This is a genomic window from Actinopolymorpha singaporensis, from assembly GCF_900104745.1.
Classification (GTDB): domain Bacteria; phylum Actinomycetota; class Actinomycetes; order Propionibacteriales; family Actinopolymorphaceae; genus Actinopolymorpha; species Actinopolymorpha singaporensis.
The window spans coordinates 1803065-1814994 of the sequence record NZ_LT629732.1 but is presented as its reverse complement, the minus strand read 5'-3'; the positions used below and the strand labels follow the sequence as shown (position 1 = coordinate 1814994).

Below are 11930 nucleotides of genomic sequence, written 5' to 3'. Positions count from 1 at the left end.
CCGGCCCTGCCACACGGGTCCGGGGCCCACCACCACTCACACGGTCGCGGGGTCCGGGTCCTCCTCGGCCTCCACCACCAGCTCCTCCGCCCACAGCCGGCGCATCTCCGGGCAGGTTGCCAACAGGTCCGGCAGCGGCCCGCTCCCGACGACCCGGCCGCGGTCGAGCACCACCACCTGGTCGGCTCGCTGCAGCGCCGCCCGCCGGTGGGACACCACCAGCACCGTCTCCGGGCCGCGCCCTTCCTTGGCGGCGTCGGCGATCCGGTCCCACAGCAGGTGCTCGGTCTCCACGTCCAGCGCGGACGACAGGTCGTCGACCACCAGCAGGTCGGGATTGCGGACGAGAGCCCGGGCCGCCGTCGCCCGCTGCACCTGGCCACCCGACAGCCGTACGCCGCGCGGCCCGACCACCGTCTCCAGGCCCTCGGGCATCTCGGCGAGGTCGCGCTCCAGCGCGGCCAGCCGCATGGCGTTCGCGAGGGTGTCACCGTCTGCGGGCCAGCCCAGCAGGAGGTTCTCCCGCAGCGAGTCCGAGAACAGCCGCGGCACCTGTCCGGCGTAGGCGACCCGGCCGGGCACCAGGAACGTACCCGGGTCGTCCACCTGTTCGTCGTTCCAGCGCACCGTGCCGGAGGTGGCCGGCAGCAGGCCGAGCAACGCGCGGACCAGCGTCGTCTTGCCCGCCCCGACGGCACCGGTGACGACGGTGAAGGATCCGCGTTCGACCCGCAGGTCGACGCCGGTGACCCCCCGGCCGCCGTCGTGGTGGCGTACGGTCAGGTCGCGCACTTCCAGCGTGCGCAGCCGGTCGGCGGCCCCGGCTCGGTCCGGCGCCTCGGTGAGCACCGGCGGCGGCTCCTCGTCGAACCACACCTGACTGTGCCGCGCCAGGTCGTCGGCGGTCTCGTGGTCGGCCATCAGCCGGGTGAGCCGCTCGGTGGCGACCGCGCCCTGGGGGATGCGGTAGAGCATCCGGCCGAGGATGCGCGGCAGCATCGTCAGCCAGCCGACGTAGCTGGTGAACAACGCCAGGTCGCCGACGGTGAAGTCGCCGCGCCGCATCGCCGGTGCCGCCAGCAGCAGCACCAGACCGATGCTCACCTCGACGGTCGCGCCGGTGACGGTGTCCAGCATGTCCATCGCCAACCGGTCCTTGACAGCGGCCTGCCGGCGGCGGCGGTTGTGTGCCCGCAGCCGGTCGAGGACGGCGTTCTCCGCACCGGCGGTCTTGATGGCCAGCACGCCCGCGAACGTCTCGCCCACGAACGCCGTCACCGCCGCGCCCAGCTCGCGGGCACGGGCGTGGATGCGTCGGATCACCTCGCTGAGCACGCGGATGAGGACCACCACGACCGTGAGCGGCAGTACCAGGACGACCGTGATCACCGGGTCGATCGAGGTCATGATGGCGAACGCGCCGATGCCGAACAGCACGGCGCCGATCAGGTCGACGCCGTTGTCGGTGGCGATCACGAGGTCCTCGACATCGTCCCGGAAGCGGGACACGGCCTCACCGGAGGAGTGCGGCAACCGGCTCGCCGCCGGGCCGCGGGCGGTGAGGATGGACCGCAGTGCGTTGGAACGCAGCATGGTGCCCGCACCGATCCACCAGTACGGCCAGATGTTCACCGCGAACCAGAACACCCCACCGCGAGCGGCCTCCGCCGCGACGAACGCCGCGCACAGCCACAGCGCGGTGTCCAGGCCGGCGGCGCTGTGACCGCTGATCTGGTCGAACAACCCCTTCAGGATCAGGCCGGTGAGCAGGGGTACGACGAAGAACAGCGACCACAGCAGGCCGCCGACGACGTACCGGCGCAGGTCGAACCCCACCAGCCGGCGCATGACGAGGAGTACGCCGGACCGCCAGCTCACCGGCGGCCGGCTCCCGCGCTGCGCGGTGGTGGTCTCGGTCGGGGCGCTCATCGGCGTACTCCACTCATCACTTCGGGCTCCGGCCGCTCCGGCCGGGGCTGACGCAGCCCCGCCGCGGCCAGCAGGTGCGCGAACCTGCTGTCCGGGTCGGCGGCCAGCACCTCGCGCCGGCCGTACTCCACCACCCGGCCGTCCTCGACGACGGCGATCTTGTCCACCCTGGCCAGGGAGGACAGCCGGTGCGCGATCAGCACGGCGGTACGGTCGGCCAGCAGCCGGTCGATCGCGCCCTCGATGTGGTGTTCGGTGGCCGGGTCCAGCCGGCTGGAGGCCTCGTCGAGGACGACCAGGCCCGGGTCGGACAGGAACGCCCGGGCGAACGCCAGCAACTGCGCCTCGCCGGCGGACACGCCACCGCCCTGAGCCCCGAGCACGGTGTCCAGCCCGTCGGGCAGGGACGCCAGCCAGTCGCCCAGGCCGACCTCGGCGACCACCTCCCGCAGCAGGTCGTCGTCGGCGTCACGCCGGAACATCATCAGGTTGTCGCGCACACTCGCCGCGAACAGCTGGACGTCCTGGGTCACCACGCAGATCCGGCGGTGGACCGAGGCGAGGTCGGTGTCGCGCAGGTCGACCCCGCCGAGCCGGACACTCCCCCGGGTCGGGTCGTACAACCGCAACACCATCCGGGCGATCGTGGTCTTCCCGCTGCCGGTACGCCCCACCAGGCCGAGCGTCTCCCCCGGTGCCAACTCGAGGTTGACATCGGTGAGCACCGGCTCGTCGTCGTCGGCGTAGGCGAAGTGCACACCGGAAAGCTCCAGCCGCATGGGGCCGGTCGCGGGTAGCGGCGTGGGGTGGGCGGGTTCGGGCAGCGTGCGTTCCTCGGCGAGCAGGCCGCCGATCCGGGCCACTCCGGCGAGGGCCTTCTGGTACTGCTGCAGCTGGTCGATGATCCGCTCGAACGGCGACCGCACCATCTGGGTGTACTGGAACAACAGCACGGCCGTACCCACCGTCAGCGTTCCCGACTGCTGCACCCAGGCGGCGAGCCCCAACACGAGCGCCGTGCCGGCAGCGAACGCGAGGTTGGTGACGGCGAACAGCCCGCCGCCGATGCGTTCGGCGCGCAGCTCCGCGCGGTAGACGTCGGCGCTGGTGCGGTGGAACCGCCTGACCACGTGTTCGCCCGCGCCGTTGGCCCGGATGTCCTCCGCCGCGGCCAGCCGCTCCTCCACGGCCCCGAACAACGCCGCGAACTTCTCGCGTACGCGTGTCATCGCGGGCACTGCGACCCGCTGGGCACGCACCATGAACCAGCCGATGAGGACGCAGTACGCGAGCAGCACGGCGCCGATGCGCAGGTCGACGTTGAGTACGACGATGAGCACGCCGACCAGGAGCAGCAGGCTGGCCACGACATCGAGCAGGAACGCCACCACGAAGTCGGCCAGCGCGACCACGTCACCGTCGACCCGTTCGATCATCTCCCCCGGCGTGCGCTTGCCGTGGTAGGCCATGTCCAGGCCGAGGGCATGCTCGGCGAGGCGTTCGCGCAGCCGGTTGGTGCCGTCCCAGGCGAGCCGGCTGGCCAGCCAGGCGGTCAGCATCCGGGCCAGCTGACCGAACACCGCGAGCCCGAGGTATCCGACCGCCAGGAACGTGAGCTGTCCGGTGCCGGCGCCGGCGATCGCCTCGTCGACGAACCTGCGGGTGAGTTGTGGAGCCAGCAGCGGCAGCACGGTGGCGACCAGGATCACCGCCACCAGGGCAAGCGCGGCTCGCCGCCCAGGCCACAGCAGGCGCAGGACGACACGACGGGGGGAGGGGGAAGTAGACATGATCGCCTCGACGCTACGAGGCGGACCGCCGCGCGGCAATTGGTTTACGCCGGGAGGCGGAGGGACCGCTACCGTGCGTACAGCTTGGTGAGCTCCGCCACGACGTCGTCCCACTCCGGTCCCGGGCGGCCGGCCAGCGCGGCGGCCAGCCGGTCGAGGTAGTAGTGCCAACCCGCGGCCACGTCCGTCACGCCGGCGGCCGTCGGCAGCCGATGAACGAAGAGCAGGCTGGTGCCGGTGCCCTCTGGGTCATCCGGAGTGAGCGTGACCTCCACCCGCCAACGAGGCTCCCCCGGAACGGACCAGTCGACCACCAGCCGGTGCGGCGGGTCGCATTCCAGGATGGTCACCGGCTCCGGCCCCGCGCCGTCCTCGCCGGTCATGGTGAACTCCACGGTCGACGCGATGCCTGGACGTCCGGTCCAGGTGCCGATCCAGCGGGCCGACCGCTCGGACTCGGTGACGGCGGCCCACACCTCCTCGACCGGGTCCGGGTAGGTACGGCGGAACTCCAGGCCTACGCCCGCTCCTTCGCCGTCTTCGGGGACCACCCGGCCGAGGTCGGCACGTGTGTCGGCCATGGACCACTCCTGTTCGTCGCACAAGTCGAAGCCTCGACTATAAGGTCGGGCTTAAACAAGTACCACCTCCTCGAAGGCGCGTCCGACGGAGGAGTCCGACGGGAAGTCCGGAGAAAATAGTTCGGACACCGTGTCGAACCGGTGCCCGGCCGTTCGAAGTGTGGTTGGAAGGTGGGTCGAGGCCCAACCACAGACGAGGCACACAGGAGATCGACATGCGCGTGATGGTTCTGGTCAAGGCGACCGACGACTCCGAGGCCGGCGTGATGCCGGAGGAGCAGTTGATCGACGAGATGGGGAAGTACAACGAGGAGCTCGTCAAGGCCGGGGTCATGCTCGCCGGCGACGGCCTGCACCCGAGCTCCAAGGGCGTCCGGGTGCGCTTCTCCGGCAAGGAACGCTCGGTGATCGACGGGCCGTTCGCGGAGACGAAGGAACTCGTCGCCGGCTACTGGCTGTGGCAGGTTCGTTCGATGGACGAGGCGGTCGAGTGGGTGAAGCGGTGCCCCAACCCGATGCTCACCGATTCCGAGATCGAGATCCGCCCGGTGTTCGAGCCGGAGGACTTCGGCGAGGCGTTCACCCCGGAGGCCCGGGAGCGTGACGCGCGCCTGCGCGCACAGACCTCGCAGCGGTAGTTCGGGCCGGCGGCCGGTGCGCCGGTCCGCCGGGGTGGTCTACCGGCGCGCGATTCGCCGATAACGCTCGGTCGCGCCGCTCGCGTCACCCGCGCCCGTCCCGGCGTCGGCCGGCGGGCGTGGTCTGATGGGGCCCGTGAGGGCAGAATCCCAGCTCGCCGGCCATCCGACCAGTCGTCCGAACGCCCACCGGGACGCCCACCGGGCGATCGAGACGGTCTGGCGGATGGAGTCGGCCAAACTGATCGCCGGGATGGCCCGGATCGTGCGCGACGTCGGCCTGGCCGAGGAACTCGCGCAGGAGGCGCTGGTCGCCGCCCTGGAGCAGTGGCCGACCGAGGGGGTTCCCCCGAAACCGGCGGCGTGGCTGATGACCATCGCCAAGCGGCGCGGGATCGACCGGCTGAGGCGGGAGGAGCGGCGCGACCAGAAGTACGCCGAGATCGCCCGCGACCTCGACGTCGAGCAGGGCGACCACGCCGACGAGGTGGCCGCTGCCCTGGACGACCACATCGAGGACGACCTGCTCCGGTTGATCTTCGTCGCCTGCCATCCGGTGCTGTCCACCGATGCCCGGCTGGCGATGACGTTGCGGGTGATCGGTGGCCTGCGTACGGACGAGATCGCCCGCGCCTTCCTCGTACCCGAAGCCACGATCGCCCAGCGGATCGTGCGCGCGAAACGCACGCTCGCTCAGTCCGGTGTGCCGTTCGAGATCCCCGAGGGTTCCGACCGCGCGGCCCGACTGTCGTCGGTGCTCGAGGTGATCTATCTGATCTTCAACGAGGGGTACGCCGCGACCGCCGGTGACGACTGGCTGCGGCCGGCCCTGTGCGACGAGGCGTTGCGGCTGGGGCGGATCCTGGCTGAGCTCGCACCGGGTGAGGCCGAGGTGCACGGCCTGGTCGCACTGATGGAGATCCAGGCATCGCGGGCGAACGCGCGGGTCGACGCGTCCGGGCAGCCGGTGCTGTTGCTCGACCAGGACCGCGGGCGCTGGGACCAGCTGCTCATCCGCCGGGGACTGGCCGCACTGGAGCGGGCCGACTCGCTGGGGCAGCCCGCCGGGCCGTACGTCGTCCAGGCCGCGATCGCCGCCTGCCACGCTCGCGCCCGTACGCCGGAGGAGACCGACTGGACGCGGATCGTCGGGTTGTACGGCGTACTCGCCGCGATGGTCCCCTCGCCGGTGGTCGAGCTCAACCGCGCGGTCGCGGTGGGAATGGCCCGGGGCCCGGCGGAGGGACTCGCCCTGGTGGATGCGCTGGTCGCCGAGGGCACGCTGGCGGAGTACCACCTGTTGCCGTCTGTGCGCGGCGACCTGTTGGTGAAGCTGGACCGGCGGGACGAGGCGCGGGCGGAGTTCGAGCGCGCCGCCTCGCTCACCCGCAACGAGCGCGAACGCGCTCTGCTCCTGCGCCGCGCCGCCGACTGCACCACCGACTGAGCCGGGTTCTGGGGTTGGCTTCCTCAGAACGGCGGTAGGTCGTTGTCGGCCGTTCCCGTTGTGGCGCTGACCACTGGGTCATCGACGGCCGGGTCGGTGAGGGATGGTGTTCCGCTGCGGTAGCGCCGGCCGTGGGGGTCGGTGAGGGTGTGTTCGCCGGGTCCGCTCTGGTGGAGTTTCCAGTCGCGGTCGGTTTTGGCCTTGTGGTGGCGCGGGCACAGCGGTGCGATGTTCTCTACAGACGTCGATCCGCCGTGGGCGTGTTCGGTGTTGTGGTCCAGATGGCAGGTCGCCGCCGGTCTCCTGCAGGTGGTCCATGCGCAGCGCTGGTCGCGGGCATGCACGAGCTCTGCCTGCAGCCCGCGCAGGAATCGGGTGGGTAGCGGATGCAGATGCAACAAGCGTCCGGTGACCGGGTGGGTGACCCCGACACTGAATCTCGCCTCGGGGTTGTCGAGGTGGTTGGCGACGATCCTGGCGGCCACCTCGGTGATGACGGGTCCGAACCCGCCGAGCTCACCCGGCTGGGCGGACAGCCCCATCAGGGTGGTGAGCGGGATGTTCAGCTGGATCTTCGCGCGCGTTCGTATGGCACCCCAGCTCGGTTGTGAGGAGCACCAGGGTGGTGTTGGTGGTGTCGGGTTGCCTGTCGGTGGATCAGGCGGATCAGGCAGACCCGGCGGGTCGGCCGGCTCATCGGGTCTGCGGTTCTGCCGCGGAATCTGACCCGCGGTGGGGAGAACGGAGTTGGGACCGGAGGTGTTGGACCCCATGGTGCGAGCGGTTGCATTCTCTGCGGCCGCGGCGCGCGCGGCGGCGTCGTGGGCTTCAGCGTCGTGCGTGGTGGAGCAGTGGCAGGGGGTGTAGTGGGCGGTGGTGTTTGCGGTTCCGGCGGGAGCGCAGTCGCCGCAGTCACATCCGGCGCTGTGCAGGTCGTGGTCGGGGTACCGGTGTACCGCACAGCACCCCTGCTCGCCGCGCTCCTGCCAGGCGTCGCCTTCCGCGGTGCACTGCTCAGTCTCCCGCGGCTTCTCGTCCCGCCGCGTCTCGTCCCGCCCAGCCTCGTCCTGCTCAGGCCGCTTCTGCTCCGCATCATCCTGCCCAACCTCGTCCTGCCCAGCCTCGTCCTGCTCGGTTTCGCCGTGCGTTTGTTCAGCGAGCGCTGGGACCGAGCAGTCGGCGATGTCGGCGGTGCCGGTGAGTAGGGCGGCGGCGACGTCGGCGCGGAGTTGGCTGAGGGTGCGGGTGTCGCCGGTTGCTTTGACTGCGCGGGCGATGGCGTCGATGTGGCCGTACGCTTCGGCGGCCTGGTCTGCGGACAGGCCGCGGATGGCGAGGTCGGCGACGCCGTCGACGGCGGGCCAGATCGCCACGTTGCGCCCGGACCTGGCGGCGCGGTGACGTTTGGCGGCGGCGTCGGGGTCTGCCTTGACGACCTCGGCTTCGACCTTCGCCCGCAACAACCCGCCCCGCAGTTCCAGGACTTTGGGGAAGATCGCGTCCTCGATGGCACCCCACACATCGGGTTCGGCGTCGGTGATCCGGTCCACGATCACCCGCACATCGTTGAGCTCCAGCTGCCCGCTGGCCAACGCCTCACGTACCCGCGGCAGCCGGGGCAGCGTGGCGGCCAGGGCCACGTACTGGTGCGCGCGGTACCCGGTCCACCCCAGCAGCGGTTCGAGGACCTCCGGGGTCATCGGATCCGGGGTGACCCTGCGTCCGGCCGGGCCGTCAACCCTGCCGGGTTCGGCGTAGGCCAACTCGTTCACCGCGGCCAGGCACTCAGCCTCCAGCCAGCAGATCAGCCGCCGCCGTGCCTTGATCAGCTCCTCCAGCTCGAACCCGCTACACCCAGCCACGTCGACCCCCGCCACCGCCGCCGCCAACCCAGGACCCGCCGGCAGATCAGCAAACCCCGCGGGCAGCACCCGACGGCCACCGGGCTGCCCGCCCAGGTGGCCGTCGAAGCACTCACCGCCATCGCTCACGCGTCCCTCTCCTCAGGTTTGTGTGGGGAGGTTGAGGGTGATCCCGCCGAGACAGAGGTAGATCATGGCGGTGAGGGAGTCGGGTCCTGGGTGTCCGTAGCCGCGGCGTTGGATGACTCGGATCTTGCTGTTGATGCCTTCTGCTCGGGAGTTGGACAGGCCGAGTTCGACGGCTGCGACGGTTTGTTCGAAGTACTTGGTCAGGCGGGTGGCCAGTTGGTGCATCGCGGGGATCGTGGATCGGAACGCGCGGATGATCCACCTTTTGAGGTATCGGCGGGCCTGTTCGGGTGGGATGCGGTAGAGGTCTCGTAGTTGTTCTTTGAGGGTCCACGACCGGAAGAGTTGGTAGTTGTGGCGGCGCAGGGCGTTGATGAGGGCGCGGCGTTCGTCGGTGAGGTTCTCAGCACCTGAGCGCAGCGCTGTCTTCAGTCGTCGCCACGCCTTGGCGGGGGCGTTGATCTGTTCGGCCACGGTGAGCGGCCCGGACCGCTTGATCGGCGTGGCCGGGGTGGGCGGTATGGCGGGGTTGGCTTGGCGGGCTTTGTCGAGGGCTTCGTTGGCCCACTTGATGACGTGGAAGGGGTCCAGGCACACCGCGGCCTGGGGCGCGTTCTCTTCGGCGACGGGCATGTAGATCGGTGAGCCGTCCATGGTGATCGCAGTGAGCTGTTCGCTGCGGTCAGGGCCCAGGGCGGTGAAGAAGTCGGTGAACGCTTTGCGGGTGCGGTCCTTGGTGACCCACACCACCCGGCCGGTGTCGTGGTCGCAGACGATGGTCAGATAGTGGTGGCCACGTTTGTAGGAGATCTCGTCCACCCCGATCCGATACAGCCCGTCCAGCCGGTCGGTGGGCAGGTGCTCGGCCACCAGCATTCTCACTGCCCGGTCGACCGCTTCCCACGAGCACCGAAGCAGCCGCGCGACGCTCGTTTTGTCCATGCGCTGGGCCAGCCAGCCGATCACGTCTTGGAAGTCGCGAGTGTGCCGGGCGTTCGGCCGCGCCCACGGCACGGTCTCGGTGCGGATCCCACATGCGGGGCAGGCGATCCGGGCGATGTCGGCTTCCAGCCACACCTTGGTGGCCCCGAAGTCCAGGTGGCGCCAGCGGCGGCGGGAGATGTCATAGCGGGCCCGGGTCGAGTACCCACACGGGCACCGGTAGCGGCGACCCCGCCGGCGCCGAAGACCCACAACCAGGCCGTCGCCGGTGAACTCCACCGAGCACACCGATGCCCCGGGCAGACCCAGGATGCGGTTGAATACTGTGCTGACGCGCACGTGCGTTGCTCCAGACGGTTAAGGATTCGACACCCAGAACCTAAGGGCAACCACGTGCGCGTCCTTTCATGCCCCGCCCCGCACCCCACACCCCAAGCCATCCACACCAACCGCCCCTCCCGGCCCGGCCAGCAACCCACACCAAGCCGAGGAGAGGGTCACGCGTTCGATTCTACCGAACAAGATCGACCCGCGCGCGCCGGAAACCCCTTACCCACAACGAAGAATCCCGGGTAGCAACTTCACCTTGCGCCAGCCCCGACAGACCCACGCAAGTGCTGAGCTAGGAAGGAAGGTGCTTCCACTGCCCTTCTGACACGACCTCGACGGTGCCGTCGACCACCTTGATGGCCGTCTGGTCGTCCATCACGTACGCCGGACCGGAGATCCCGGCCGCCCATCGTTCCGCCTCGGCCATGGAGTTGCCCGGCATGCCGTCCGGAGCCAGGTGGGGGCAGATCGAGAAGTCGACGATGCCCAGGGTGCTGTCGTCCCCGGTCGGTGGCCTCCACTGGATGAAGTCCTCTCCGACCTCGGGGGTCATCACCATGCTCCCAGCACTGAGTCCCACCCAGACCGTCTCGCTCAGCGACGGAAGGAGGTCCACCAGTCCGGACTGCCGCATCCAGTAGCACAGGTAGAGGACATCGCCGCCGGCCACCAGCAGGACGTCCGTCTCCCGGACCAGGGGTACCCAGCGTTCTTCGTCGATGCTGGGCAGCGCGGTGAGCTCCAGCACGCCGACGGACTTCCAGCCCAGGTCGACCATGGGATTCTGGGAGTTTCCACTGATGAACTCCCAGGCCTTGACGCCGGGGCCGACCCAGGGATGGCCGTACTGCGCGGTGGGGATGCACAGGGCGCTCGAATCGGAGATCGGTTTGCCCAGCAGGTCGACGAGCGCATCGCGGATGCTTGGGTTGGTGACACCACCGGAGGTGAGAAGGAGCTTCAAGATGCCTCCCGATTCGAGTGCGACGGGGCGGTCCGACGTACGGAACCGGGACCAATGCGCAACCTGGCCTTGCTGAACGGGGGAAAGCTACCACCAACCGGCCGATCGCTCAGCCCCGTTCAGATCGAGCGGAGGCAGCACCGTACGGCACCACGGCAGTAGCGCCCACCCGGGCCGCCTCGGGCCGCACGCTGGCACGATACTCAGCACGCCGATCGCTTCGGCGTCTCGGCGACGACGGATGGACGACGATGAACCCTGCGGTGACAGTCCGGCCGTTCGACAAGGCCACCGACACGGATGCGGTTGCCGCGATCGACCGTTCGTTCGTCACCGACGAGGCCGTGCGGGTCTCACGTACAGACGACGGCTTCGAGCTCGCCGAGGTGAGCGCCGAACCGCTCACGAAGGTCTTCCCGCTCGACCTCGACCAGCAGACCGAGCACGGCCGGTGGGACGCGGCCTGGGTCGCCGAAGCCGCTGACACCGGTGACCACCCCGAGAGCACCCGCCCAACTACCGTGGTGGGTTTCGCCGCCGTCCGCTTCTCCCGGTGGAACCACCGGGTCGAGCTTTACCACCTCTACGTCGACTCCGCCCACCGCGGCCGGGGTGTCGCACGTGCGCTGCTGGAGAACATCGACGAGGATCCGATGATCCGTGAGCAGGGGCACTGCCTGTGGCTGGAGACCTCGCACCTGAACGTGCCGGGAATCCGCGCCTACCGCGCGTTGGGTTTCGAACCCTGCGGCCTCGACCTGGAACTCTACGGCGACCCGCCCAGCGGGCCACGGGAGATCGCGCTCTTCTTCGCTCGCCCGCTTCCCCAGAAGCCCGCCCCGTAACGGAAAGAGCCACGACGAGGCCACGCACGGACAGTCGTTGCGGCGTCTTCGGCGGTGACATGGCAGGCTTGCGGGATGAACGACGATCGGAACGTGCTCGGCGGCGAACTCGCCCCCTGCGGGACCGACCCGGTGACCGGCTTCTACCGGGACGGCACGTGCAGCACAGGTCCGGACGATCTCGGAAGCCACACGGTGTGCGCGGTGGTGACGCAGGAATTCCTCGCCCAGCAACGCGAACTCGGCAACGACCTGTCCACGCCGAGGCCGGAGTTCCACTTTCCCGGCCTTCGTCCCGGCGACCGCTGGTGCGTGGTGGCCGCGCGCTGGCTGCAGGCGCTGGAGGCGGGCGTGGCCCCGCCGGTCGTGCTGGAGGCGACGAACGCCCAGGCAACGCAGCTCATTCCGCTGGAGACGCTCCGCAAGTACGCCGTCGACGTACCCCCCGACATCCGATCGCTCACCTGAGCGGA

At 70.0% G+C, this 11930-nt stretch carries 10 protein-coding genes; 4 read left to right on the top strand and 6 right to left on the bottom strand.

The annotated features are described in order from the left end of the window. Positions 1-36: 36 nt before the first annotated feature. The 3 genes from BLU27_RS08260 to BLU27_RS08250 form a co-directional block, all read right to left on the bottom strand. Positions 37-1929 (bottom strand): ABC transporter ATP-binding protein, encoded by a 1893-nt coding sequence (locus tag BLU27_RS08260; protein WP_092652097.1) that lies wholly within the window; start codon positions 1927-1929, stop codon positions 37-39. Further along, positions 1926-3719: an ABC transporter ATP-binding protein gene (locus BLU27_RS08255; protein ID WP_092652095.1), complete on the bottom strand. Its 1794-nt coding sequence runs from the start codon at positions 3717-3719 to the stop codon at positions 1926-1928. Before BLU27_RS08255 ends, BLU27_RS08260 begins: the two co-directional genes overlap by 4 nt. Positions 3720-3787: 68 nt before the next feature. Continuing rightward, the gene (locus tag BLU27_RS08250) at positions 3788-4300 is read right to left on the bottom strand and encodes an SRPBCC family protein (protein ID WP_092652093.1); all 513 of its coding nucleotides are present in this window, start codon (positions 4298-4300) and stop codon (positions 3788-3790) included. 215 nt (positions 4301-4515) lie between these two features. Here BLU27_RS08250 and BLU27_RS08245 point away from each other — a divergent pair, with 215 nt between their 5' ends. Next, complete coding sequence (locus BLU27_RS08245; RefSeq protein WP_092652091.1) at positions 4516-4938, top strand: YciI family protein; 423 nt, start codon at positions 4516-4518, stop codon at positions 4936-4938. 226 nt (positions 4939-5164) lie between these two features. Then, positions 5165-6385: an RNA polymerase sigma factor gene (locus BLU27_RS08240; RefSeq protein WP_241828000.1), complete on the top strand. Its 1221-nt coding sequence runs from the start codon at positions 5165-5167 to the stop codon at positions 6383-6385. Positions 6386-6408: 23 nt separating this feature from the next. On the opposite strand, the gene BLU27_RS30295 is transcribed toward BLU27_RS08240, so the two are convergent. The 3 genes from BLU27_RS30295 to BLU27_RS08225 all read right to left on the bottom strand — a co-directional run bounded on the left by BLU27_RS30295 (position 6409) and on the right by BLU27_RS08225 (position 10612). Beyond that, positions 6409-8376, bottom strand: a complete 1968-nt coding sequence (locus tag BLU27_RS30295; protein WP_092652087.1) for an HNH endonuclease — start codon at positions 8374-8376, stop codon at positions 6409-6411. A gap of 12 nt (positions 8377-8388) precedes the next feature. Further along, positions 8389-9657, bottom strand: a complete 1269-nt coding sequence (locus tag BLU27_RS08230; RefSeq protein WP_197681739.1) for an ISL3 family transposase — start codon at positions 9655-9657, stop codon at positions 8389-8391. Between the two features lie 283 nt (positions 9658-9940). Further along, positions 9941-10612, bottom strand: coding sequence for a Type 1 glutamine amidotransferase-like domain-containing protein (locus BLU27_RS08225; protein ID WP_092652085.1), 672 nt, complete (start codon positions 10610-10612; stop codon positions 9941-9943). Positions 10613-10863: 251 nt separating this feature from the next. On the opposite strand from BLU27_RS08225, the gene BLU27_RS08220 reads away from it, so the two are divergent. Together BLU27_RS08220 and BLU27_RS08215 are read left to right on the top strand one after the other, a co-directional pair. Then, positions 10864-11457, top strand: a complete 594-nt coding sequence (locus BLU27_RS08220; RefSeq protein WP_092652083.1) for a GNAT family N-acetyltransferase — start codon at positions 10864-10866, stop codon at positions 11455-11457. 75 nt (positions 11458-11532) lie between these two features. Further along, entirely contained in the window at positions 11533-11925 is a 393-nt protein-coding gene (locus BLU27_RS08215) for a DUF2237 family protein (protein ID WP_092652081.1), read from the top strand. Positions 11926-11930: the final 5 nt, after the last annotated feature.

What these genes read in the sequence shown, in the direction of transcription:
- BLU27_RS08260 (WP_092652097.1), bottom strand. Translation starts at nt 1,929, where the DNA reads ATGAGCGCCCCGACCGAGACCACCACCGCGCAGCGCGGGAGCCGGCCG.
- BLU27_RS08255 (WP_092652095.1), bottom strand. Translation starts at nt 3,719, where the DNA reads ATGTCTACTTCCCCCTCCCCCCGTCGTGTCGTCCTGCGCCTGCTGTGG.
- BLU27_RS08250 (WP_092652093.1), bottom strand. Translation starts at nt 4,300, where the DNA reads ATGGCCGACACACGTGCCGACCTCGGCCGGGTGGTCCCCGAAGACGGC.
- BLU27_RS08245 (WP_092652091.1), top strand. Translation starts at nt 4,516, where the DNA reads ATGCGCGTGATGGTTCTGGTCAAGGCGACCGACGACTCCGAGGCCGGC.
- BLU27_RS08240 (WP_241828000.1), top strand. Translation starts at nt 5,165, where the DNA reads ATGGAGTCGGCCAAACTGATCGCCGGGATGGCCCGGATCGTGCGCGAC.
- BLU27_RS08220 (WP_092652083.1), top strand. Translation starts at nt 10,864, where the DNA reads ATGAACCCTGCGGTGACAGTCCGGCCGTTCGACAAGGCCACCGACACG.
- BLU27_RS08215 (WP_092652081.1), top strand. Translation starts at nt 11,533, where the DNA reads ATGAACGACGATCGGAACGTGCTCGGCGGCGAACTCGCCCCCTGCGGG.